The organism is Pseudarthrobacter sp. 1G09, from assembly GCF_050038305.1.
Lineage (GTDB): Bacteria > Actinomycetota > Actinomycetes > Actinomycetales > Micrococcaceae > Arthrobacter > Arthrobacter equi.
In genome coordinates this window covers 3,934,434-3,956,575 of record NZ_CP188306.1, presented here as the reverse complement: position 1 = coordinate 3,956,575, position 22,142 = coordinate 3,934,434, and the positions used below count along the sequence as shown (strand labels likewise).

Here is a 22,142-nt window from a genome sequence, read left to right as displayed (position 1 = left end):
GTTTCCAGCGAATCCGCTGTTCAGCGGCGGTATGCAGCCAGGACGACGGCGCCGCGGACGCGCTGAAGGGCATCTTGCGCAAATCTTGGGACCGGCTTGCCCGGACGTTGAGCATGGCCCGGGACACTCGGAGCAAGGCTGCAGCTTCCGGGCAGCAGGGGACACGACGGCGGTCCCCGCCGGAAGTTGCCTGGCTGGCGGATCGCGGGGGAAGCCATGGAACAGACCAAAAATACGGGCCGGGGTGCGCCTGCCAAGGGCGCAGCCGGGCCGGACGCCGGAGCTGGTCCCGGTGTTGGCCTGGACCTGATCGTCAAGGAAGTCCTGGAGGTGGGCGCGGCCAAGGCCCGGGCACTGTGGTGCCTGCACGTCCATGCCCGAAAAGTCCGGGCCGCTGCCCGCGAACTCGCGGATGCCCTGGCCGAGTCCAGGGACGTCTGGAACTGGCCGGGAGACCGCCTGCCTGTAGGGGACGAGATGTCGCGGCACGTGGAGAAGCTGACCCACCGGTTGAGGGTGGAGACGGACGCGCATCACCGGTTGGAAGGACTCTTTAAGACTGTGGGCCGGGGGCGTTCCGTCCAGACGGTTTAGATGCCACACTGAGGAGCAATCGATTGGCTGGGGGAAACCGTCAGGAGATTGCGGTGGGTTGGATGGCAGGTTGGGCTTACCTTTTGGCAGGACTCATGACCATGGACGCGCTTCTCCTGGCGTTGTGGGCCATGGAAGTGGACTGGGGCAAGTACTGGCGAAGGAAGTAGACGCCTCACCCGCGGCCGGCGTCAGGCCTAAGCGCTGCGGCGGCTCACGATCTCGTTGATCCACGTTGGCGCGAACGGTGACGTGCAGTTGGGCGGGGTGGGGTAGTCCTTGAGGACTTCCAGGCGCTCGCCGATGCCGATGGCCCTGGCCCGCTGGTCCGGATGCTCGATCCCGATCTGCGCCAGGGTGTGGTTCATGGCCCACTGCAGGCGGTCCGGGGCGGCCTTCATCTCCGCCTCGATGGTGTCCAGCAGGCCCGGCAGGTCAAGCCCGTCCGGCTTTTTGGCGACCCGCTCCGTGGTGAGGGCCCAGCCTGCACTGGCCACCACGGGGTCAGGGTCTGCCGTCCAGGCCACGCGGAGTGCTTCGGCGTGAGGGCTCTTCTTGACCACGTAGTTGACCAGCCAGTCGTGGACTTTCGGTGCCCGGGATTCGCGCAGCATGGCATCAAGTTCCTCATGGCTGAAGTCCTTCGGCCGTGAAATCAGCAGCGCCAGGAGCCGCGCTGCCGTATCCCCGGTGGCCCAGAGTTGCCGGGCCAGGTCCTGCTGGGTTTTCAGCCGCTTGGCCACGGCCCGGAGCTTGCCCAGGTTGACGCCGTGATCGTCCCCGCGCTTCTCATTGGCTTCGCGAAACTTGGGATCTTCGAGCTCCGCCAGTTCGGCCAGAACCTCATCCACTGCCTGGGACATCCCTACCTCCGCATGCTTTGCCGTGAAGTATCAGCTTACGGCTGCCGGCTCGCCATTGCCGGGCTGCCCGCCCCGCAACAGCCGCTCGCGGCCACGGCCCTGCCCGTCGGCCACTGTCAGGCTGCCTGCCGGGGCCCGCTACTGAGCCAGGTCCAGCCGCATCAGCACCCGCGGAAAGCCATTAAGCACTGACCCGGTGTCCGCTGCCTTCGTGAAACCGGCGTCCTCGAAGAGCTTCCTGGTGCCCACGTAGGCCATGGTGAGGTCCACTTTCTGCCCGGCGTTGTCCACCGGATACCCTTCGACCGCGGGTGCTCCGTAGGCACGTGCCAGGTCCACGGCGCCCGCCAGCAGCGCGTGGGAGATTCCGTTGCCGCGATGCCCGGGCCGGACCCGGATGCACCAGATGGACCACACGTCCTGGCCGTCCACGTGGGGAATCCGCCGGTTGGTGACGAAACCCGTGTCCGCGCGGGGGTGGACCGCTGCCCACCCAACCGGCTCGCCGCCGTCGTACGCCAAAACTCCCGGCGGAGGATCCTCCTGCACCAGCTTTTCCACGAACTCCCCGCGCTCGGTTCCGTGAAGCTGCTGGTTCTGCTTGGACGGGATGCGGTAGCTGAGGCACCAGCAGACGTTCGCGTCGGGCCGCTTGGGGCCAACCAGGGTTTTGAGGTCCGCGAAATCGGTGGCCGGACGGATTTCGATCGCCATGCCGCCATCCTGTCACCGGCCGGCGGGTGCGGCAACGGTTCCGCGGGCGCGCTTCCGCTTCCTGGAACCGCATCGGGACCGAACAACCGCATCGCCGCCCGCAAACGAAGAACGCCCCCGCACTTTTGGCGCGGAGGCGTTCTTTCGATGATCGGTTCCTACTCAGCGTCTGCCGTAGACGCGGTACCCGTCAGCGCAGACTAAAGTCCCAGGGCTTCCTTCAGCCGGGCCACGTGGCCGTCGGCCTTCACCTGGTACTGCGCCAGGACCACCTTGCCCTCGGTGTCCACTACAACGGTGGATCGGACGATGCCCTCAACGATCTCGCCGTTGACCAGCTTCTCGCCCCAGGCGCCGTAGGCGAGGGCGACGGCGTGGTCCTGGTCGGAGAGCAGCGGGAACGTCAGGGAGAAGTCGCCGCTGAAGCCGGCAAGGGCTTCCTGGGCGTCGGGGGAGATGCCGACCACCTCGTACCCCTGGCCCTGCAGCGCGCCCAGGCTGTCGCGGAAATCGCAGGCTTCGGTGGTGCAGCCGGGGGTTGCGGCCTTCGGGTAGAAGTACACAATGACATTTTTGCCACGGTAATCGGCCAGGGAGATTTCCCGGGCCTGGGCATCCCGCAGGGTGAAGTCGGGAGCCGGAGTTCCGGGCTGAAGCTTGGTGGTCAAGGTCTGGCTCATGGCGTTCCTTTGGAGATTCGGTCAATAATGGCCAACATCAAGTGAAGCGGGTTTCCGCTATCAGCAACAACTCCGCCGTCACACCCGGTATTCCGCCACCGCCGCCTGTGGCCCCTGTGCGGTCGCCTAAACCCGGTCCTTAAGCGCGTCCGTGCGTTCCTGGATGAACGTACGCAGGGTCTGCGTTTGACCAGCCAGTTCCTCGGCGGTGAGCCCGTCGCTGAGGGATACGACGGCGGCAATTGAGTCCAGGAGGCTGGCCGCGGTTCCGCTGGCGTACAGCTGCGCGTAAAGATCCGCGTAGGCAGCGTCATACACGGACTGGAAGGCCTCCGAAGCCAGGAACTTTTCCGTCAGTTCGTTGCCGCCGCGGCCTCCACCACCGCCTGCACCGGCACCCGATGCAGCTCCCGGGGCCCAATACCGCACCCGGTCAGGGCAAGTGCGACCGCCAGGGCGGAGGAGAAAGGATGGCACCGGGGAAACGTCGCATGGGTCCTGCTTCAGGCTCGGGGATCTGTTCCATCCACGTTCCCGGGCCCAGCTGTGCCGTTGCTGTGCTGGTGCCATGCGGCCGGTATGCAAACCGGATGCGCCATCAGACAGCGTCCCCAATCCAGGGTCTAGGAGCCCCAACTGATAGCGCAACCATCCCGCTGGGCACCACTAGTGAGCGGGCGTTGGGACTAAAGGCCGAGTTCTTCCCGCAGCGCCGCGACGTGGCCCTGGGCGTCCACCTGGTACTGCGCGAGGATGGCGCGGCCGTCCGGCCCGACCACCACAGTGGAGCGCAGGACGCCTTCGATGATCTCGCCGTTGACCAGCTTCTCGCCCCAGGCTCCGTACGCCCGGGCCACGGCGTGGTCCTGGTCCGAAAGCAGCGGGAACGTCAGGGCGTGGTCTGCGGTAAAGCCGGCCAGGGCTTCCGGGGCGTCGGGGGAAATGCCGAGGACCTCGTAACCGCGGCCCTGCAGCGAGGCCAGGTTGTCGCGGAAGTCGCACGCTTCGGTGGTGCAGCCGGGGGTGGCGGCCTTCGGGTAGAAATACACGATCACGTTCCGGCCCTGGAAGGACTCGAGGGATACGGGGTTCCCTGCGGCGTCCGCAAGGGTGAAAGTGGGTGCGGGGCTGCCGGGCTGGAGCCGGGCAGTGAAGGACGCGATGTTGTTGGGCGCGGTGGTCATGCTGCTCCTCGGTGGGGTTTCAGATGGAGTATTCGGCGGGCCCGCGCACGGTGGCGTGCGGGCCGGGGATGAACTGGTAGCCGCCGCCTCGGACAGTTGCCACGGCGTGGCGGGCGTTGCCAAGCTTCCGCCGGATCCGGCCCACATAGACGTCGATGGACCGGGCGGTGGCGCCGGGGTAATTCAGGAACTCCAGGAATTCCTGAAGCTCCTCCCGGCTGACGGTGCGGGACAGGTGGGTGACCAGGAACCGCAGAACCTTGTATTCGACGCCGGTCAGGGAGACCGGCACGCCGTCCAGGAGGACGGTATCGGCGGCGAGGTCCACGGCTACGGTGCTGACGGGCCCGGCCGACGGCGGCAGGTAAGCAGCGTCGTCGACCGCGCTGCCTGCCGTCCCGGCTTCCGCCGCAGCAGTCAGGGCAGCAGTCCCGGCAGTGCTGCCGCCGGCCTTATCCGTTGGATGGCCGGTTGGATCACCCGATGAATCACCGGCTGAAGCGCCGGGGTCCTCCGCCGTGGAGGGAGTGCGGGAGGAGTGGTCTGTGGCTCCCTCCGCGGCGGAGGCCCCGGACGTGGGGGCTCCGGCGGCAGGCCAGTGGACTTCCGCCTCCGGAGCGGTCTGCAGGGCACGGGCGAGCACCAGTTCGGCGGCCCGGGCCAGGATTTCGGGGCTGGTTCCTTCTTCCGGCACCACCCACACGGCCAGGCCGCGGGCCACAGCTTTGGGCTGAACCGCCCGCGGGGGCTGGCCTGGACGAGGGGGCTGGGTCATGGAAGGCTCCGCCATTTGCCGGCTGTGGGGCATCCGCGGGCGGGAAGGCATCCCCGAAGGGAAAGCCGCCCGTGGATGGTGTGCTTCCACTGCCATGGCGCGTCCCTAGACGCCGCCGCGGCGGATCAGCTTGCCCGTGGGGGTCTGGCCGTCCACCACGGCGCCGCGCAGGAAGGTCTTGCGGACCACGCCCGCCAGGGTCTTGCCGTCATAAGGCGTGATGGGGTTCTTGTGCTTGAGCTTGGATACGTCCACCACGAAGGCCTCGTCCGGGGCGAAGACCGCGAAGTCGGCGTCGTAGCCCAGGGCCAGCTGCCCTTTGTTGGTGAGGCGGGCCAGGTTGGCGGGCTTCTCCGCCATCCAGGACACCACTTGCTCCAGCGGGATCCCGCGGTGCCGGGCTTCGCTCCAGATCAGGGAAAGGCCCAGCTGCAGCGACGAGACTCCTCCCCAGGCCACGGCAAAGTCGCCGTTTTCCAGGTCCTTGAGGTCCAGTGTGGAGGGCGAGTGGTCCGAGACGATGCAGTCGATGGTGCCGTCCTGAAGGCCTTGCCACAGCAGCTCCCGGTTGGAGGCCTCGCGGATGGGCGGGCAGCACTTGTACGCGGTGGCGCCGTCAGGGATTTCCTCGGCCATGAGGGTCAGGTAGTGCGGGCATGTCTCCACGGTGAGCTTGACGCCGTCGCGCTTTGCCGAGGCGATCATGGGCAGCGCGTCCGACGACGAGAGGTGCAGGATGTGCGCACGGGCACCGGTCCAGCGGGCCCGTTCGATGACCTCGGCGATGGCCTTGTTCTCGGCGCCGCGGGGGCGGGAAGCCAGGAAGGTTTCGTAGTGGTCGCCGCCGGGATGCGGTGCCCGGTCGATGGCGTGCGAGTCCTCGGCATGGACGATCATGAGCGAGTCGAAGGACTTCAGCTCGGCCATGTCCTCTTCCATCTCGTCCGCGTCCAGGTGCGGGAACTCATCCACGCCGGAGTGGAGGAGGAAGCACTTGAAGCCGAACACGCCGTCGTCGTGCAGCGGGCGCAGGTCCGCCTTGTTGCCGGGGATCGCGCCGCCCCAGAACCCGACGTCGATGAACGCCTGGTCCTCGGCCACCTCGCGCTTGAGCTTGAGGTTGGCCACGGTGGTGGTGGGTGGGACGGAGTTCAGCGGCATGTCGATGATGGTGGTGACGCCGCCGGCTGCTGCCGCGCGGGTGGCGGAGGCAAAGCCTTCCCACTCGGTGCGGCCGGGCTCGTTGACGTGGACGTGGGTGTCCACCAGGCCCGGGAGCAGGGTTTCGTCGTCAGCCAGTTCGATGATCTCGGTACCGGCCAGGCCGTTGCCCAGCGGCTCGATGGCGACGATCTTGCCGCCGCGGACGCCCACTTCGCGCGGTGCGATGCCGGCGGTGGTGAGGATGCGCTGGCCCCGGATGACCAGGTCAAAACGTTCTTCAGACACGGAGGTCCTCCTTGGTACTTGCAGCGTTGGCAGGCCGTCCGGCCGCCAGCCGCTTGCTGATCTGGGTGCCCAGCTGCTCCAGAAGCTCGCCAGCCTCTGATATGCACCTGTTTACATCGGTTTCGAGTTCGGTCAAAGCGTAAACGTCTTCGAATCCTGCAGCAGCGGCCTGGCTGTGCTCCAGGGTGGTCCGCCCGCACACGGCGATGACGGGAATGCCCTGTGCTGCTGCGGCCCTGGCAACTCCCATGGGGGTCTTGCCGAGCAGGCTCTGTTCGTCCAGGCTGCCTTCGCCGGTGATCACCAGGTCGGCGCCGGCCAGCCTGTGCTGTAATTCAGTGAATTCGAGGACGACGTCGATTCCCGGCCGCCGCGTTGCGGCGAGGGCTGCGATGGCAGCGTAGCCCACGCCGCCGGCTGCTCCGGCTCCGGGAGCCTCGGCGGCCTTGACGGCGCGGAATCCGATTTCCCTGGCCAGGACTTCGACAAACCTGGCCAGGGCGGCGTCGAGCATGCCGACGTCTTGTGGTGTGGCACCCTTTTGCGGGCCGAAAACCGCCGCGGCGCCCTGGGCGCCCAGCAGGGGGTTGTCGACGTCGGATGCCAGCACGAAGCGGGTGTCCACCAGGCGGGGTTCAAAGTGGGTGAAGTCGATGCTGTGCAGGTTGGCCAGCGCCGCACCGCCCGGGGGAAGTTCGTTGTTGCGGCTGTCGAGGAACCTGGCGCCGAGGCCCTGCAGGAGCCCCGCACCGCCGTCGGTATTCGCGCTGCCCCCAACGCCCAGCACGATGCGGCGGCAACCCGCGTCCAGCGCGGCACGGATGAGCTGCCCCGTGCCCAGGCTGGTGGCCGTGGTGGCATCCGCCGAGGCGGGCCGGCCGCCGTCCTGTACCCGGGGAACCAGAGCCAGCCCGGAGGCTGTGGCCATTTCGATGACGGCTTCGTGGCCCCGGACGGCGAACTCGGCTTCCACCGGCTGCCCGGTGGGCCCGGCCACTGTGGCCTTGCGCCGGGTGAAGCCGGAGCCGACGGCGGCGTCGAGGGTGCCCTCGCCGCCGTCGGCCACCGGAATCCGAAGGACGTCAAGGTTGCCGCCCGCACCGCGCTGCAGCCCCTTTTCGAGGAACCTGCACACCTCCGGGGCGGACAGGGATCCCTTGAACTTGTCCGGGGCAATCACGATCCGCATGGTTACGCCTGCAGTGCCAGGATGGCGGTGGGGGCGTCAGCGGCGGACTCGGCCAGTTCCTCGAACTCGTTGACGGCATTGATTTCCACGCCCATGGAGATGTTGGTGACCTTTTCCAGGATCACTTCCACTACCACGGGAACCTGGAACTCGCCCATCAGGGCCTTGGCCTTGTCGAACGCGGCACCCAGGTCGTTGGGATCCTCCACGCGGACGGCCTTGCAGCCCAGGCCCTCGGCCACCTTCAGGTGGTCCACGCCGTAGCCGCGGGTCTCCTCGGACAGGTGCGAGCTGTTGATGTTCTCGAACGCCAGGGAGACGTTCTGCTCCATCTTGAAACCGCGCTGGGACTGGCGGATCAGGCCCAGGTAGGAGTTGTTCACCACCACGTGGATGTACGGCAGGTTGAACTGCGCGCCTACGGCCAGTTCCTCGATCATGAACTGGAAGTCGTAGTCGCCGGAGAGCGCCACCACGGTCTGGTCCGGGTTGGAGCGGGCGACGCCGAGGGCTGCCGGGGCGGTCCAGCCCAGGGGGCCTGCCTGGCCGGCGTTGATCCACTTGCGCGGGCCGAAGACGTGCAGCATCTGCGCGCCGGCGATCTGGGACAGGCCGATGGTGGACACGTAGGTGGTGTCGCGGCCGAAGGACTTGTTCATCTCCTCGTACACGCGCTGCGGCTTGATGGGGATGTTCTCGAAGTGGGTCTTGCGGTGCAGCGAAGCCTTCCGGTCCTGGCATTCGGTAACCCAGGCGCTGTAGTCCGGCAGGGAACCGGCAGCAGCCCGTTCCTTGGCGAGCTCAACCAGCCCTGCCAGTGCCGCGCCGGCGTCGGACGCGATGCCCAGGTCCGGCGAGAACACGCGGCCGATCTGTGTGGGTTCGATGTCGATGTGCACGAATTTGCGGCCGGCAGTGTAGGTCTCCAGGCCGCCGGTGTGGCGGTTGGCCCAGCGGTTGCCGATGCCGATCACGAAGTCGCTCTGCAGGTAGTTCTCGTTGCCGTAGCGGTGGCTGGTCTGCAGGCCCACCATTCCGGCCATCAGCTGGTGGTCGTCAGGGATGGTGCCCCAGCCCATCAGGGTGGGGATGACGGGAACGTTGAGGGTCTCGGCCAGCTCCACCAGCTGCTCGGAGGCGCCGGCGTTGATGATGCCGCCGCCGGCCACGATCAGCGGGTGCTTGGCGGCGAGCAACATGTCCAGGGCCTTTTCCAGCTGCTTGCGGGAGGCCTTGGGCTTTTCGACGGGCAGGGGCTCGTAGGTGTCGATGTCGAACTCGATCTCGGCCAGCTGCACGTCGATGGGCAGGTCCAGCAGCACGGGGCCGGGGCGGCCGGAGCGCATCAGCTGGAAGGCCTTCAGGAAGGCACCGGGAACCTGGCCCGGTTCCAGGATGGTCATGGCCATCTTGGTGACGGGCTTGGCGATGGACTCGATGTCCACGGCCTGGAAGTCTTCCTTGTGCAGCTTGGCTACCGGTGCCTGGCCGGTGATGCAGAGCATGGGGATGGAATCGGCCCACGCGGCGTACAGGCCGGTGATCATGTCCGTGCCGGCGGGGCCGGAGGTGCCGATGCAGATGCCGATGTTGCCGTCCTTGGCGCGGCTGAAGCCGTCCGCCATGTGGCTGGCACCTTCAACGTGGCGGGCCAGCGTGTGGCGGATGCCGCCGTGGGCGCGCATTGCGGAGTAGAAGGGGTTGATGGCAGCGCCTGGCAGGCCGAACGCCTCGATGGCGCCTTCCTTTTCCAGGATGGCCACCGCTGCATCAACGGTACGCATCTTGCTCATGGTGTGCTCCTTGAATTCTGGGGTTCGCCCCGCTTTGGGGGCGGAAAAAGGGTGTGGTGAGGGAGCCGCCGTCGTTCTTACGACGGCGGGTTACCTGCGTTAGTGCTTGTTCCGGCTTTTGTCCCGGCTGCGCCGGGAGTGGCTTACTTCCTGCCGCTGAGCTGGAGGACCTGCTTGAAGAGTCCGGAGTGGTCCAGCGCGCCGTCACCCTGGTTGACGGTGGCGGCGACGAGCTGGGCGACGACGGCGCCGAGGGGGACGGCGACGTTGGCTTCGCGGGCGGCGGCGGTGACGATGCCCAGGTCCTTGTGATGGAGGGCCAGGCGGAAGCCGGGATCGAAGTTGCGGTCCAGCATCTTCTGGCCCTTCTGGTCCAGGACCTTGGAACCGGCCAGGCCGCCGCCGAGGACCTTCAGGGCGGCGTCGGTGTCCACGCCGTAGGCCTCAAGGAAAGCGATGGCTTCACCGAGGACCTCGATGTTGACGGCCACGATCAGCTGGTTTGCAGCCTTGACGGTCTGCCCGGAGCCCGAGGGGCCCACGTGGACGATGGTCTTGCCGACGGCGTTCAGGACGTCCTGGGCGTCGTCGAAGTCTGCCTTCTCGCCGCCCACCATGATGGAGAGGACGGCGTCGATGGCGCCCTGTTCGCCGCCGGAAACCGGGGCGTCGAGGGGGCGGATGCCTGCTTCGCGGGCGTCGTCGGAGAGGCGCTTGGCCACGTCCGGGCGGATGCTGGAGGCGTCGATCCACAGGGTGCCCTGCTTGGCGTTGGCGAACACGCCGTCCTTGCCGCTGACTACGCCCTCAACATCGGGGGAGTCCGGCACCATGGTGATGACGACGTCGGCATCCTTGACGGCGTCCGCGATGCTTGAGGCACCCTTGCCGCCCTCGGAGACCAGCTTGTCGATCTTGTCCTGGCTGCGGTTAAAACCGGTGACGGTGTGGCCGGCTTTGACCAGGTTGATGGCCATGGGCAGGCCCATGATTCCGAGTCCGATGACTGCAACGTTGCTCATGATGGTTCTCTTTCTGGAAAGTCTGCGGGGGTACCCAACTAGGTCGCAGTAGATGTCGTTATGAAGCGTCTAAACGACATCTACTGCTACTCAGTTGGGCGGGCGGGGGGATTACTTGGCGGCGTGTTCGCGGATGGCCCAGCTGAAGGCCGTTTCCTGCGGTTCCTTGTATTCGAGGCCGATGTAGCCGTCGTAGCCGAGTTCGCGGCTGCGGGCGATCCATTCGCCCAGCGGGAGTGTGCCGGTGCCGGGTGCGCCGCGGCCCGGGTTGTCCGCGATCTGGATGTGGCCGAAGTCCTTGGCGTGGTTTTCAATGACGGATTCGACGTCGTCGCCGTTGACTGACAGGTGGTAGAAGTCGGCGAGGAGCTTGATGTTCCCGACTCCGGCCTCTGCCTTGACTCGGGCGATGACCTTGAGTGCGTCGTCGGCGGTGAGGAGCGGGTACCTGAGCGCACCGCTGACGGGTTCGAGGAGGACGGTGCCGCCGATACGGGCCACGCCTTCAGCTGCTGCCGCGAGGTTCTTGACGGCCAGCTCGTCCTGCTCTTCGGGGGTGAATTCGTCCTGCCGGTTGCCGTAGAGGGCGTTGAAGGCCGTGCAGCCGAGGCGCTCGCCGATGCCGGCCACCACGTCGATGTTGTCCTTGAACTCGGAGCAACGCCCCTTCCAGGAGACCAGGCCGCGGTCACCGCCGGGCATGTTGCCGGCGTTGAAGTTCAGGCCGGTGAGCTGCACACCCGCGTCCGTGATGGCGTTCTCGAACTTGGTGATCTCGCTGTCTGCGGGGACTGAGGTCTCGAAGGGCCACCAGAACTCGACGGCGTCGAAGCCTGCTGCCTTGGCTGCCGCGGGGCGCTCGAGCAGGGGCAGTTCCGTGAGGAGGATGGAGCAGTTCACTGTGTACGTCATCGTAGGTCCTTCCGAGGGAGGGGCTTTGATCTATCTTCCCTTGCGGTCAGCGTCGGGCCGTTCCCGGTTCTTCGCTTATTCCGCTTTGTGGAATTTAGATTCTGCTTTATGAAAAGTGTAGGGAAGGGTGGGGCATGGAGTCAAGGGGCCCGGAAGCTTTGAGGGGTCGGAGCGGCCGCATGTCCGGCGGCCCGCCAACATATACTCCGAACATGCCAATCAAGCGCCTCGACCGAGACATCCAAGTGACGCCGTCAGCCCCCACCCGAACCGGAGCGGAGCTGTGAGCGGCGGACTCGTCGCCCTGCTCGACGACATTGCGGCCCTGGCGCGTATCGCAGCGGCCTCGGTGGACGACGTCGCAGCCGGGGCAGCCAAGGCCGGTGCGAAGGCGGCGGGCGTGGTCATCGACGACGCCGCGGTCACGCCCCAGTACGTATCCGGGGCCGACCCGTCCCGCGAGCTGCCGATGATCAAGAAGATTTTCTGGGGTTCGCTGCGCAACAAGCTTTTGATCATCCTGCCCGCGCTGCTCCTGATCAGTGCCTTCATCCCGTGGACCATTCCGTTCATCCTGATGCTCGGTGGCACCTACCTCTGCTACGAGGGCGCGGAGAAGGTGTGGCACAAGCTCCGCGGCCACCACACTGCGGACGAGGATTCGCCTGCCGTTGACCGCGGCCCCGAGGCGGAATCCAAGGTGGTCAAGGGTGCCATCACCACCGACTTCATCCTGTCCTGCGAGATCATGGTGATCGCCATGAACGAGGTCCCCGATGCCTCCCTGTGGGTGCGGGCGCTCATCCTGGTGGTGGTCGCGATTGTCATCACCGTGGCCGTTTACGGCGCCGTGGCGCTCATCGTCAAGATGGACGACGTCGGCATGCACCTTGCCGCGAAGGATTCCGCAGGCTCCCAGCGCTTTGGCGAGCTCCTGGTCCGGGGGATGCCCGCAGTGCTCGGCGCCATCACCTTCATCGGAACCATCGCCATGCTCTGGGTGGGCGGCCACATCATGCTGCAGGGAACGCACGATCTTGGCTGGCACACCCTGTACGACCTGGTCCATGCCCTTGAGCACCCGTTCGCCGGCATTGCGGTAGTGGGCGGCTTCCTGGCCTGGCTGGTGAACACCCTGTGTTCCGCGGTGCTGGGTGTCATCTGGGGAACCATCGTGATGGCTGTTGTGACGCCGCTGCTCAAGGCGCTGCCGTCCAACAAGGCCAAGGCTAATGAAGGCCACGGTCACACAGACAGTGCCACGGCGGACGGCAATCACGCCGCCGCGTCCCAGCCGCCGGCGAAGAACGACGGCGGAACGGCCTCCTAGCCGCGGCGCACCGCCGCGGGTGCGAACGAAAAGAGAACAACGACGGCGGGCTCCGCACCAAATCAGGTGCGGAGCCCGCCGTCGTCCGTGAAGCCTGCGCGGCCCTAGTGCGTCAGGTCCTTGCCCTTTGTCTCCGGGATGCTGAAGACAAACGCGGCGCTGATGACCAGCAGCACCACTGCGTAGACGTTGAACACCTGGGGTGCCCCGAGCGAGGTACCCAGCCACTGCTGCAGGTAGGGTGCGGTGCCGCCGAACACTGCCACGCAGATGGAGTACGGGACGCCCACGCCAACGGTGCGGATCGACGTCGGGAACAGCTCGGCGTACACGGCGGGAACGATGGCGGCGCTCGCGGCGATGAAGATCAGCATGACGGACATCGATACCGCCAGCTGCCACGCTGAATCCTTCAGCAGCCAGGTCATGGGGAAGTGGAAAACCGCCGAGCCGATGGCGCCGGCCCACAGCACCTTCTTGCGACCGATGCGGTCGGACAGTTTGCCCCAGACGGGCAGGGCGGCAATGAACACGATGTTGGCGACCACGCCGGCCCACAGGGCTTCGCCGCGGTCGATCTTCAGCGCGGTGGTGGCGTAGCTCGGTGCCACGACGCCCCAGATGTAGTAGATCACCGTGAGGCCGACGGTCAGCCCGATCACCTGCAGGGCCTGCTTGCGGTACTGGACAACCTGCGGCCAGATGGGGGCACGCTTCTCCGTCTTCGACTCGCCTTCAAACGCCTCGGTCTCGTGCAGCCGTGACCGCATGATCAGCGCGTACAGGCCCATGGCGGCGCCCAGCAGGAACGGGATCCGCCAGCCCCAGGCATTCATGGCCTCGGCGGTCATTGTCATGTTCAGGACTGCGCCCAGCAGGGTGCCGAACAGGATGCCCACGGTTCCCGACGTGTAGATGAGGGTGGCCCAGAATCCGCGGTGCTCCTTGGGTGCCATCTCGGACAGGTACGTCTGCGACGACGGGAGTTCGCCGCCGTGCGCCAGGCCCTGGACCAGCCGGGCCACCAGGAGCATCAGGGATGCCCAGGCGCCGACGGCAGCGAAGGTGGGCGCAACGCCGATCATCAGGCTGCCCAGCGAGGCGAGGCCGACGGCGAGGGTCATAGACGCTTTGCGGCCCACCCTGTCGCCGATCCAGCCGAAGAGGAAGCCGCCGAACGGGCGTGCCACGAAGCCGACGGCAAAGATCGCCAGGGTGGACAGCACGGCCGAGGCCGGGTCCTGCTTGCTGAACAACTGGCTGGCGATGAACGGGGTGAAGGTGGCGTAGATGGCCCAGTCGTACCATTCGACGGCGTTGCCGATGCCGGTGCCGACGACGGTCTTGGCGGTGGACATGCGTCCAGTCTGCTGCTTGGTTACTGCAATGGACATGGTGGCTTCCTGGTGGTCGGTTCGGATGGTGGTGCCGGGCAGCGGCGCTGCTGCCGGCCGTGAGCCTTGTCGGCTATGAAGCGGCGGAAAGGGTGGCCAGCCGCGACATGGCGAGCTGGGCGTAGAGCGCGGCTCCATCAGCCAGCACGCCGTCATCAAACGTTGCGTAGGGGGAATGGTTGAACGGTGAGGCGGTGTGGTCGGCGCCCGGGGCGACGGCGCTGAGGCCGATGAACGTGCCCGGCACCTCGGCCAGCACCCGGGAGAAGTCCTCGGAACCGCTGAGCGGAGTGGCCCACCGCGCCAGCCGGCGCTCGCCGAAGAGGTGGCCGATGACCTTCTCGGCGGTGTGCGTCTCGTCCTCGTTGGTGATGGTGAGCGGGTACTCCTGCAGGTAGTCGACGGCGACCTCTACCCCGTGTGCGGCGGCGATCCCCTTGAGCAGGCGCGGCACGGCCTCCATCATCTTCACGCGGGACGCTTCGGAGAACGTCCGGATGGTGGCCTCGATGCGGGCCGACTCCGGGATGACGTTCCGCTTGGTGCCGGCATGCAGCACGCCCACGGACAGGACCACGGGATCGAACATGTTGAACTGCCGGGTGACCATCACCTGCAGGGCGGTCACCATCTCCGCTGCCACCGTCACGGGGTCCTTGGCCGAGTGCGGCGCCGAACCGTGGCCGCCGGCGCCCAACACGGTGACCTCCAGACCGTCCGAAGCGCTGAGCATGACGCCCGGCTTGGTGCAGAACGTGCCGTGCGGCTCCAGCGACGAAAATACGTGCATGCCGTAGGCAGCCTGGACGCGGGGGCCGGCGGCGTCCAGGACGCCTTCGCGGAGCATGTAGCTGGCGCCGTCGAAGCCTTCCTCGCCCGGCTGGAACATGAGGACGACGTCGCCGGCCAACTGGTGCTGCTTCTCGGCCAGGAGGGTGGCGGCTCCGGCCAGCATGGACGTGTGCAGGTCGTGGCCGCAGGCGTGCATGGCGCCGTCGGCCTGGGAGGTGAAGTCCACCCCGGTCTTTTCCTGGACGGGAAGGCCGTCCATGTCCGCACGGAGCAGGACCGCGGGCCGCTGCGCGGCGGTCTCCTGTGGACCGCCGTTTTCACCGCGGCCGGCTCCTCCGCGCAGCACCGCTGTGACCGACGTCGTGTCCTTGCCCAAGGTGATCTCGAAGGGGAGGCCGTCCAACGCCTTGAGGACCTTCTCCTGGGTGCGGGGAAGCTGGAGCCCGATTTCCGGTTGCCGGTGCAGGTCATGGCGCAGGCGGACCAGATCTTCCTGCAGGTCCCTGGCATCGGTGGTAATCGTCATTCCAGCTCCTCGGTGTCGGTCAGTCCTTCTCGTCGACTATTCTGGAGTGGCGTGGTTCACATTCCCGTTGAGCGCAGGAAATATGCTGCACGGCCGCGGTTTCCCCACGATTCGTGCACTACGAAGGAAGGTGAGGCCATGGAGCTCAGCGAGGAGGACCTTGCCCTGATCCAAGTCCTGCAGACCTCACCGAGGGTGGGCTGGGCTGATGCGGCCAAGGTACTCGACGTTCACGCCACCACCCTCGCGGCCCGGTGGGAGCGGCTGAGGTCCAGCGGTACCGCGTGGGTGACGGCCCATTTGGCGGGTGATCCGCAGCAAATGCTTCTGGCATTCGTGGCCGTTGACTGCGAAATGAACCAGCGGGAGGCCGTCACCGCGCAGCTCACTGCCATCCCGGAGATCGTCACCGTCGAGGAAGCCGCGAGTCACCGGGACCTCATGCTGACGGTGATCACCAAAACGCTTGAGGAGTTCAGCGAGAAGGTTGTGGCCCGACTCAAGGCCATCGACGGGCTGACCAAGTACCAGACCTCGCTGTGCACCCGGCTGCACAGCAGCGGTGACGCCTGGCGGCTCAACATTCTCGACAAATCACAGCTGGCGGCGCTGCGGACACTCGGAAACCAGGCCGCGTCCGGCGGCAGCCCTGCGGCGGCCCAGCTTCCTGCCAGCCACCTGGATCTGCTGCCCTACCTGGCGCGGGACGGCAGGGCCACCGCCGCGGAGATTGCCCGGGGCCTGGGACGGCAGCCTGCCACGGTACAGCGGCAGCTCAACCGGGTGCTGGGCAGCGGCATACTGCTGTTCCGCTGCGAGGTGGCCCAGGGGCTGTCCTCCTACCCCGTGACCTGCCAGTGGTTCGCCAACGTGCCGGCAGGCCGGCACGAGGAAGCAGCGGCGGCGATCCGCACCATCAGCAATGTCCGGCTCAGTGCCTCCACCACCGGGCCCACCAACTTCGTAATCATCATGTGGCTGCATTCCCTGGCCGATGTCATGACGGCGGAACTGGCACTGCAGCAGAAGGTTCCCGGCATCGACCTGGTAGAAAGCGTGGTCATGCTCAGCACCGTCAAACGCGTGGGCTGGCTGCTGAACCGGGATACGACGGCGAGTGGCGCCGTCGTCCATGCCGGCGGCCTGGAGATGGCCGGCTGAGGCGCGTCCCCCGGCGGGCCCGTGCGGGCGGCGGTGACAGAGATGAGCCAGGGGCCGGGGCCCTGGCTCACTTGGTCTGGATCAGTTATGCGAGTTGACGCCCGTTAGCGTGCCGCTTTTCATCCATCCGGACCATTCAACCCGGCCATTACGATCGACTACAGCGAACCGGATCTCGTGGTAAACCTCTTCGGGGCCGCGGCGATCAAGCTTGCGGCTCACACGGTCATACCTGTCAACGATCTCGTAGCGGTCGCCGCGGTGCACGTAGTAGGTGAAGTCGTCATACATACCTTCGTGCAGCTTGGTGTCGCGGCCACGATCCTTTTCATAGCGCTTTTGCTGGATGTGGACGAGCTTTTTCCCATCACCACATCTCACACTTACCGGGAAGTTCACCCAATCGCCGCGGGCATCCTGAGGTGTCAGGGGTTTGACGGTACAACCATTTCTGTAGTTGTCATTGGCCTGGGCCGGTGCGGCAACTGCCGCAGCGCCGCCAAGCAGGCTCACGGTGAGGGCTGGAACCAGCGCCATTTTCGCCCTGATGGACCGGGTTTTGAGTGTTGGAGTGATTGACATTTTCTTGCTCCTGAAAGGATGCATTTTCCCATTTGTGCAGGGTGCGAGTGTCCCTGCCAAGGCAGCGCTGAGCGCGCGACCGGGCAAGTCGCGATTGACCAGTATGGCGGCCACAGCCTGTCTGTCCCATTTCAAACAGCACGCCCGACTGAGCGGGGGCTTGATTCACCGGATTTCGTGATCCGGTCATTAAATCGTGGACCCGTGCACGGTCTTATTCCATATGCCGAAGTACCTTTTCTGGCGCGCTTTTGCGACCCCGCTCAGGGATCCGCGCCGGGTGCTGCACGTGCCAGGTATCTTCCATTGACTTCAGGTCCGGCAGGGCTACGGTTAGAGGTAACCAGCTGTCTGGTTCGACGGGTGTGCACCGGGGGCGTAGGCGCATGCGGAAACAGGTCTCGCTTCACAAACCGTTTCATCGGTATCCGATTCATGGCCCGCCTTACGGTGGGCTTCCCTGCACTGACCCACAGATTGTGTTCCGGTGACCGCTAATTTCATCAGAGCTTTGGCAGTGAAATCACTTGATCTTCCGGACCGGAAGCGCTGCCCGGACAAGGCCGAGTTCGACCTTGTCACCGTTGACGACTACACCGTCGCCCGCCTGATCCTCGCCCCTGGCTGGCGATGGTCCGAATCCGCCAAGCCCGCGGAGCTGACTGCCTACTGCGAGCATCACCACCTGGGATACTGCATCTCGGGCCGGCTGGATATTAAAACGGCCGACGGCGGGTCCACGTCAATCCACGCGCACGATACCTACGCGCTCCCTCCCGGGCATGACGAGTGGGTGGTGGGCGACGAACCGTTCGTCGCCGTCGAATTCCTTGGCGCTGCATCCTTCGGGCGCCCGCGAAGCTACGGAATGCATGCGCTGATGTAGGCCCCGGCCTGCGCATTCCAGGGCCTACACGTCAGTTCTTTGGGATCCAGGCTTCGTGGGCCCTGTGCTTTGGCCGCAAGCAGCCCTATTGGACGGCAGGGTTCCCCGCTATGCTCTGGGTGCATCGACTGCATACGAGATTTCGGGGTAAGGGAGTTCCATGAAACCGCTGCCTGCACTTGAGCTGGTAACCCGCTTTGAGGACGCCGAATGGCTTGATCCAGTGGCCACGAGCGTGCGGAAAGCAGTCAGGAAAATCATCCCGCCCGGCTGGATGCGCGACGTCCTGCACGGCGTCCCCGTGGGGCACCCGGTGCACCCTCTGGCGGTCCAGGTCCCCATGGGCGCGTGGATTTCGGCCGCAGTGCTCGACGCTGTTCCCGGGACGGAGCAGGCGGCCAAGATCCTGGTGGGTGTGGGGGCCTTGAGCGCTGTCCCATCGGCCGTGGCGGGATTCACGGACTGGACGCAGTTGCATCCTCAGCAGCAGCGAGTGGGGTTGGTTCATGCGGCAGCAAACATCGCGGCGACCACCCTGTACTCGGCATCGTTGGTCCAACGCGCCCGGGGCAGCCACGCGAGCGGCAAGGTGCTGGCCTACCTGGGCCTCGCCGTGGTGAGCGGCGGAGGTTTTCTGGGCGGCCATCTGACGTATCGGCAGGCAGCTGGCGTGAACCACAGTGAAGAGATTCCGCACCGGTTCCCGTCGGGGTGGCACGCTCTGGCGCCACTTGCAGAATTGCCCGACGGAAAACTCGATAAGCGTGTGGTTGCCGGGCTGAACCTTCTGGTCTTCCGCGAAGGGGACAACGTCAGCGTGCTCTCCGATGTCTGCAGCCACCTCTCCGGCCCCCTGCATGAGGGCAAGCTCAAGAGCTCCAACCTTGCGGACGACGGCGGCCCCTGCGTCGTCTGCCCCTGGCACCGGAGCACGTTCTCCCTTCGGACCGGCGAAGTTATGGCGGGCCCGGCCACAGCGAAGCAGCCGCGGTTCGACACCCGCATCACCGATGGCATTGTGGAGGTCAGCCTGCCCGGCGCAGATGGGTAAGAACTGCCGACAAATCATGGTTGCCGACGAACCACGCCTTCTGCCAGGCCGTGACTGTTGACGGGGCACGCAGCAACGCCTGACGGGCGGGTAGTAGGCCGACCTTGCGACTGCCTCGATTCAGGCGGCGAGGTAGTGCGTGAGTGCTTGTTCGAGTGGGCTTAGTTCGTCCGGCTGAGTGCTTGCCGGCGCGGCAGGCTCTCCCGTCAGGCCAGATCCGTCAGGCCCGCCAACGTCGCCGTCCGGCGTAAGGTCTCCGGTCTCGCCAGAGTCTCCGGCCGCGACTATGTCTCTGGTCAGGACTGGGTCCTGTTCGGGTTCGAGGAGCCGGGGTGGCCAGTGTGGTGGTTGGGGGTCGGGGTGTTGGGCTGGGTAGTGGCGGCCTGTGGGGGATTTCCAGCCGGGTGGTTCGGTTTCGGTAGCCACAGTGGGGGTCCAGCCGCTGTGGTGTTTGAGCCGGTGATGTTTGGGGCAGAGCTGAGCCAGGTTACTGACCCCGGTTGTCCCGTCGTGCTGCCAGGCGGTGAGATGGTCGGTGTCGTTGTCCGTGCTGGGGTTGCTGCAGCCGGGGAACGTGCAGTGTCCGTCGCGCATCCTGATCCAGCGTTTCATCGCCTCCGACAACCGGTAACTGGTCCGGCCAATCTCCAAAGGCGCCCCGTCGCGGGGGTCGACGAGGACCCGGTAGAACGAGGTTGCCCCGTCGGCGACGAGTTTGCGGGCCATGGCTGCCGGGATGGGGCCGTACCCGTCCAGGACCGCCGGTTCGTCCGTGTTTCCCAGCAGGGTGAACAGTGGGACGGTGACCAGGACGTCGGCTTTCGGGGCGGGGATTGTGCTGAGGTCAACGGCGTAGGGGTCGGTGCCGGTGTCGGGTTCTTGGCCGTTATCGGATCGGCCTGTGGCAGCGGTTCCCGTGTGGGCGCCGAGCAGGAGCGCGGCCGCGACGTCCGGCCGCAATTGGGTGAGGGTGCGGGTCTCGCCGGGGCCTTGGAGGCCGCGGGCGGTCGCAGTGGTCTTGTTCCAGACGGCACAGGCGGTATCCCCGGGCAAGACCAGGGTAATCGATGCCATCCCATCGGCATCAGGCCGGTACTCCATCCGCCGCTCCGCCACACACCTGACGTGCCGTTCCTGAACTGAAACGGGGTAGGTGCGTTCTCGCCAGGTCCTGACCTTCCTGCGGAACAGGTGCGCCACGAGGTCACCGGGCGCGGACCCCCGGGCCGGGTTGAGGGCGTCCGGGTCGAAGAAATGCGCCACCAACGCCTCAGCACCCTCGGGGGCGAGGCAGTCGGTTTCGTCGGCCACGATCACCGCGTGCCGCCACGACACCGCGCCCGCCGCCAGCGCGGCCGCTACCGGTGGCATCGCGCAGACTTTCCGGGACTGGCTGATGAACGCTGCCGCGGCGCCCGGGCTGAGCGTCAGGACCCCGGCGACCTCCGCCGTCGTGGACATCTCCACGAACGCCCGCTCCGAGTCTGTGGCGTCCGGCGGCGTCATCGCCTCCTGAAACTCCGCGAACTCAGCGGCGTCCCGGGCTTTACCCGCAGCGACTTGGGCTTCCAACTGCTTCCAGAACGTTAGCCGCTGCAGCCGAAGCTCAGACTTCCGCTCCAACACATCAACATCGGCACCGCCGGAACCAGCCACATGTGGAGGGTTCGCGCCAAACACCTTCGAGCCAGCCCGGTCCAGGTCCACGTCCTTCAGAAACAACGCGTCAAGGCTGGCCACGGAGGCCCGAAGACCCTCCATCACTCCTGCCTCCTCGGCCGGAGCAGCCGCCGCGTTTCCCATAAATGAATTCTCGCGCGAGGGTCTGACATTCAGCGGCTGCTCTAACTCATCGCCGGATTCTCACCAGCAACGCAGTGAAACCAGCAACGCAGTAAAGCCAGCAACGCAGTAGAACCGGCTATGCAGCAGAACCAGCCGCCCGGCACCCTCACACGAGCGGTGTGACCCATTCGCCGTGCCGGAGCACCCCGGCGAGCCCAAGCCCGGAGTCAACCAGCACAACGTCGGCAAGCATCCCGGCGGCAAGGTCGCCCACCTCAGAGGCCAGGCCGAGGACTGCGGCCGGAACACTGCTCGCCGACAGCACCGCATCCTGCAGCGGGACCCCGGCGGCCACGGACACCCTCACCACATCCAGCAGCGTGGCCGTACCGCCGGCGATGGCACCTGTGGCGTCCACCCGTGCCACGCCCTGCTCAACAGTGACCGCCAGACTCCCAAGCCGGTAGCCGCCGTCGTGCAGTCCCGTCGCGGCCATCGAATCGGTGACCAGTGCGATGTTCCCGGCACCCACCAGGCCGAACACCAGCCTGATGGTTTCCGGCGCCACGTGGACGCCGTCGCCGATCAGTTCCACCACTGCCTGCCCGGCGCGGGCGGCGCCGAGGCTTGCGGCAACGGGACCGGGTGACCGGTGGTGCAGCGGCGGCATGGCATTGAACAGATGCGTCACTGTGGGCCGAAGCCTGCCCGTGCCGCTGGACGAACCCCGAAGTTCCAAGGCTGCCCGGTCAAGGAAAGCCGCGGCAGTGGAATGCCCGGCGGCCGTGTGCCCCAGTGACGGGATCACCCCGCGGGAGGCCAGCAGATCCAGGAGCGCGGATGCGCCCGGAAGCTCTGCGGCGAGCGTCATGGAGGCAAGCGATGTCCCGGCGGCTTCCAACAGCTGCTCCATCAGGGCGGTGTCTGGTTCCAGCAGCAAACCGGGGTCGTGGGCGCCGCATTGGGACGACGCCAGGAAGGGTCCCTCAAGGTGGGACCCGGCAGTCAAACCTTCCCCGGCCACAACCCGCAGCGCACTCAAATTGCGCAGCAGGTCCCGTGGCGACCCCGTCACCAGGCTGGCCAGCAGTGTTGTGGTGCCCCTGCTGTGGAGGTAGCGCGCGGCGGCCCGGGCGCCGTCCACAGATCCTTCCGAAAAGTCGTTTCCATGCGCGCCGTGGCAATGCAGGTCCACCAGCCCGGGGAGGAGGATGCGTGCTGCGGCAGCGGGATCGGAGGCAGGCAGGGACTCTCCGGGGAAGTCCGACGCCGGACCCGCGTACGTGATGCGGCGGCCGTCCACAGCCACCACACCATCGGCGATGTCCAGGCGCCCGGTGACCACGCGCCCGCGCAGGATCAGTTCGTTGCTCACGTCGTCAGGCCTCCCGCAGCGGATTATTCCACAGCAGGATGCCCCGGCCGGTTACCGGCCGGGGCATCCTGGGTTCAGCTCAGGG

At 66.4% G+C, this 22,142-nt stretch carries 21 protein-coding genes; 5 read left to right on the top strand and 16 right to left on the bottom strand.

The annotated features are described in order from the left end of the window. The first annotated feature begins 216 nt into the window (after positions 1-216). Positions 217-594: a hypothetical protein gene (locus ACP3TD_RS18330; RefSeq protein WP_426764408.1), complete on the top strand. Its 378-nt coding sequence runs from the start codon at positions 217-219 to the stop codon at positions 592-594. A 197-nt stretch (positions 595-791) separates the two neighbouring features. Here the strand turns inward: ACP3TD_RS18330 and ACP3TD_RS18325 are convergent, their stop codons facing one another. The 11 genes from ACP3TD_RS18325 to ACP3TD_RS18275 all read right to left on the bottom strand — a co-directional run bounded on the left by ACP3TD_RS18325 (position 792) and on the right by ACP3TD_RS18275 (position 11,175). After that, positions 792-1,457 (bottom strand): DNA alkylation repair protein, encoded by a 666-nt coding sequence (locus tag ACP3TD_RS18325; protein ID WP_426764407.1) that lies wholly within the window; start codon positions 1,455-1,457, stop codon positions 792-794. A gap of 138 nt (positions 1,458-1,595) precedes the next feature. Further along, on the bottom strand, positions 1,596-2,171 hold the full coding sequence (locus ACP3TD_RS18320; RefSeq protein WP_426764406.1) for a GNAT family N-acetyltransferase: 576 nt from the start codon (positions 2,169-2,171) through the stop codon (positions 1,596-1,598). 200 nt (positions 2,172-2,371) lie between these two features. Next, positions 2,372-2,851 carry a thioredoxin-dependent thiol peroxidase gene (gene bcp, locus ACP3TD_RS18315; protein WP_426764405.1) on the bottom strand — a complete coding sequence of 160 codons (480 nt, stop codon included), beginning with the start codon at positions 2,849-2,851 and terminating at the stop codon, positions 2,372-2,374. Between the two features lie 126 nt (positions 2,852-2,977). Further along, positions 2,978-3,280, bottom strand: coding sequence for a hypothetical protein (locus ACP3TD_RS18310; protein WP_426764404.1), 303 nt, complete (start codon positions 3,278-3,280; stop codon positions 2,978-2,980). A 257-nt stretch (positions 3,281-3,537) separates the two neighbouring features. Continuing rightward, positions 3,538-4,035: a thioredoxin-dependent thiol peroxidase gene (bcp, locus tag ACP3TD_RS18305; RefSeq protein ID WP_426764403.1), complete on the bottom strand. Its 498-nt coding sequence runs from the start codon at positions 4,033-4,035 to the stop codon at positions 3,538-3,540. A gap of 19 nt (positions 4,036-4,054) precedes the next feature. Beyond that, positions 4,055-4,810, bottom strand: coding sequence for a winged helix-turn-helix domain-containing protein (locus ACP3TD_RS18300; RefSeq protein WP_426764402.1), 756 nt, complete (start codon positions 4,808-4,810; stop codon positions 4,055-4,057). A gap of 105 nt (positions 4,811-4,915) precedes the next feature. Continuing rightward, a complete protein-coding gene (allB, locus tag ACP3TD_RS18295) occupies positions 4,916-6,259 on the bottom strand; it encodes an allantoinase AllB (RefSeq protein WP_056080894.1) in 1,344 nt (447 codons plus the stop codon). After that, positions 6,252-7,448: a glycerate kinase gene (locus ACP3TD_RS18290; RefSeq protein ID WP_426764401.1), complete on the bottom strand. Its 1,197-nt coding sequence runs from the start codon at positions 7,446-7,448 to the stop codon at positions 6,252-6,254. Before ACP3TD_RS18290 ends, allB begins: the two co-directional genes overlap by 8 nt. 2 nt (positions 7,449-7,450) lie before the next feature. Next, entirely contained in the window at positions 7,451-9,241 is a 1,791-nt protein-coding gene (gene gcl, locus ACP3TD_RS18285; RefSeq protein ID WP_426764400.1) for a glyoxylate carboligase, read from the bottom strand. 143 nt (positions 9,242-9,384) lie between these two features. Next, positions 9,385-10,263, bottom strand: a complete 879-nt coding sequence (locus tag ACP3TD_RS18280; RefSeq protein ID WP_426764399.1) for a 2-hydroxy-3-oxopropionate reductase — start codon at positions 10,261-10,263, stop codon at positions 9,385-9,387. A 111-nt stretch (positions 10,264-10,374) separates the two neighbouring features. Beyond that, positions 10,375-11,175: a hydroxypyruvate isomerase family protein gene (locus tag ACP3TD_RS18275; RefSeq protein WP_426764398.1), complete on the bottom strand. Its 801-nt coding sequence runs from the start codon at positions 11,173-11,175 to the stop codon at positions 10,375-10,377. Positions 11,176-11,458: 283 nt separating this feature from the next. Here ACP3TD_RS18275 and ACP3TD_RS18270 point away from each other — a divergent pair, with 283 nt between their 5' ends. Beyond that, positions 11,459-12,505 (top strand): DUF808 domain-containing protein, encoded by a 1,047-nt coding sequence (locus tag ACP3TD_RS18270; RefSeq protein WP_426764397.1) that lies wholly within the window; start codon positions 11,459-11,461, stop codon positions 12,503-12,505. Positions 12,506-12,609: 104 nt separating this feature from the next. Here the strand turns inward: ACP3TD_RS18270 and ACP3TD_RS18265 are convergent, their stop codons facing one another. Both ACP3TD_RS18265 and ACP3TD_RS18260 read right to left on the bottom strand, forming a co-directional pair. After that, positions 12,610-13,899 (bottom strand): MFS transporter, encoded by a 1,290-nt coding sequence (locus tag ACP3TD_RS18265; protein WP_091723371.1) that lies wholly within the window; start codon positions 13,897-13,899, stop codon positions 12,610-12,612. 73 nt (positions 13,900-13,972) lie between these two features. After that, positions 13,973-15,217, bottom strand: a complete 1,245-nt coding sequence (locus tag ACP3TD_RS18260; protein ID WP_426764396.1) for a M20 metallopeptidase family protein — start codon at positions 15,215-15,217, stop codon at positions 13,973-13,975. Positions 15,218-15,355: 138 nt separating this feature from the next. Here ACP3TD_RS18260 and ACP3TD_RS18255 point away from each other — a divergent pair, with 138 nt between their 5' ends. Beyond that, positions 15,356-16,378, top strand: coding sequence for an Lrp/AsnC family transcriptional regulator (locus tag ACP3TD_RS18255; RefSeq protein ID WP_426764395.1), 1,023 nt, complete (start codon positions 15,356-15,358; stop codon positions 16,376-16,378). Positions 16,379-16,459: 81 nt separating this feature from the next. Here the strand turns inward: ACP3TD_RS18255 and ACP3TD_RS18250 are convergent, their stop codons facing one another. Then, complete coding sequence (locus ACP3TD_RS18250; protein ID WP_426764394.1) at positions 16,460-16,960, bottom strand: hypothetical protein; 501 nt, start codon at positions 16,958-16,960, stop codon at positions 16,460-16,462. 517 nt (positions 16,961-17,477) lie between these two features. Between ACP3TD_RS18250 and ACP3TD_RS18245 the strand changes: the two genes are divergently transcribed. Both ACP3TD_RS18245 and ACP3TD_RS18240 read left to right on the top strand, forming a co-directional pair. Next, entirely contained in the window at positions 17,478-17,846 is a 369-nt protein-coding gene (locus tag ACP3TD_RS18245; protein WP_426764392.1) for a cupin domain-containing protein, read from the top strand. A 160-nt stretch (positions 17,847-18,006) separates the two neighbouring features. Further along, a complete protein-coding gene (locus tag ACP3TD_RS18240) occupies positions 18,007-18,897 on the top strand; it encodes a Rieske 2Fe-2S domain-containing protein (protein WP_426764391.1) in 891 nt (296 codons plus the stop codon). 120 nt (positions 18,898-19,017) lie between these two features. Here the strand turns inward: ACP3TD_RS18240 and ACP3TD_RS18235 are convergent, their stop codons facing one another. After that, positions 19,018-20,658 carry a DUF222 domain-containing protein gene (locus ACP3TD_RS18235; protein ID WP_426767295.1) on the bottom strand — a complete coding sequence of 547 codons (1,641 nt, stop codon included), beginning with the start codon at positions 20,656-20,658 and terminating at the stop codon, positions 19,018-19,020. 190 nt (positions 20,659-20,848) lie between these two features. Beyond that, complete coding sequence (locus tag ACP3TD_RS18230) at positions 20,849-22,057, bottom strand: N-acetylglucosamine-6-phosphate deacetylase (protein WP_426764390.1); 1,209 nt, start codon at positions 22,055-22,057, stop codon at positions 20,849-20,851. Positions 22,058-22,142 lie beyond the last annotated feature (85 nt).

Bases quoted from the DNA above. Each gene is read 5' to 3' on its own strand.
- ACP3TD_RS18330 (WP_426764408.1), top strand. From the start codon at position 217: ATGGAACAGACCAAAAATACGGGCCGGGGTGCGCCTGCCAAGGGCGCA.
- ACP3TD_RS18325 (WP_426764407.1), bottom strand. From the start codon at position 1,457: ATGTCCCAGGCAGTGGATGAGGTTCTGGCCGAACTGGCGGAGCTCGAA.
- ACP3TD_RS18320 (WP_426764406.1), bottom strand. From the start codon at position 2,171: ATGGCGATCGAAATCCGTCCGGCCACCGATTTCGCGGACCTCAAAACC.
- bcp (WP_426764405.1), bottom strand. From the start codon at position 2,851: ATGAGCCAGACCTTGACCACCAAGCTTCAGCCCGGAACTCCGGCTCCC.
- bcp (WP_426764403.1), bottom strand. From the start codon at position 4,035: ATGACCACCGCGCCCAACAACATCGCGTCCTTCACTGCCCGGCTCCAG.
- ACP3TD_RS18300 (WP_426764402.1), bottom strand. From the start codon at position 4,810: ATGACCCAGCCCCCTCGTCCAGGCCAGCCCCCGCGGGCGGTTCAGCCC.
- ACP3TD_RS18290 (WP_426764401.1), bottom strand. From the start codon at position 7,448: ATGCGGATCGTGATTGCCCCGGACAAGTTCAAGGGATCCCTGTCCGCC.
- gcl (WP_426764400.1), bottom strand. From the start codon at position 9,241: ATGAGCAAGATGCGTACCGTTGATGCAGCGGTGGCCATCCTGGAAAAG.
- ACP3TD_RS18280 (WP_426764399.1), bottom strand. From the start codon at position 10,263: ATGAGCAACGTTGCAGTCATCGGACTCGGAATCATGGGCCTGCCCATG.
- ACP3TD_RS18275 (WP_426764398.1), bottom strand. From the start codon at position 11,175: ATGACGTACACAGTGAACTGCTCCATCCTCCTCACGGAACTGCCCCTG.
- ACP3TD_RS18265 (WP_091723371.1), bottom strand. From the start codon at position 13,899: ATGTCCATTGCAGTAACCAAGCAGCAGACTGGACGCATGTCCACCGCC.
- ACP3TD_RS18260 (WP_426764396.1), bottom strand. From the start codon at position 15,217: ATGACGATTACCACCGATGCCAGGGACCTGCAGGAAGATCTGGTCCGC.
- ACP3TD_RS18255 (WP_426764395.1), top strand. From the start codon at position 15,356: ATGGAGCTCAGCGAGGAGGACCTTGCCCTGATCCAAGTCCTGCAGACC.
- ACP3TD_RS18250 (WP_426764394.1), bottom strand. From the start codon at position 16,960: ATGTCAATCACTCCAACACTCAAAACCCGGTCCATCAGGGCGAAAATG.
- ACP3TD_RS18240 (WP_426764391.1), top strand. From the start codon at position 18,007: ATGAAACCGCTGCCTGCACTTGAGCTGGTAACCCGCTTTGAGGACGCC.
- ACP3TD_RS18235 (WP_426767295.1), bottom strand. From the start codon at position 20,658: ATGGAGGGTCTTCGGGCCTCCGTGGCCAGCCTTGACGCGTTGTTTCTG.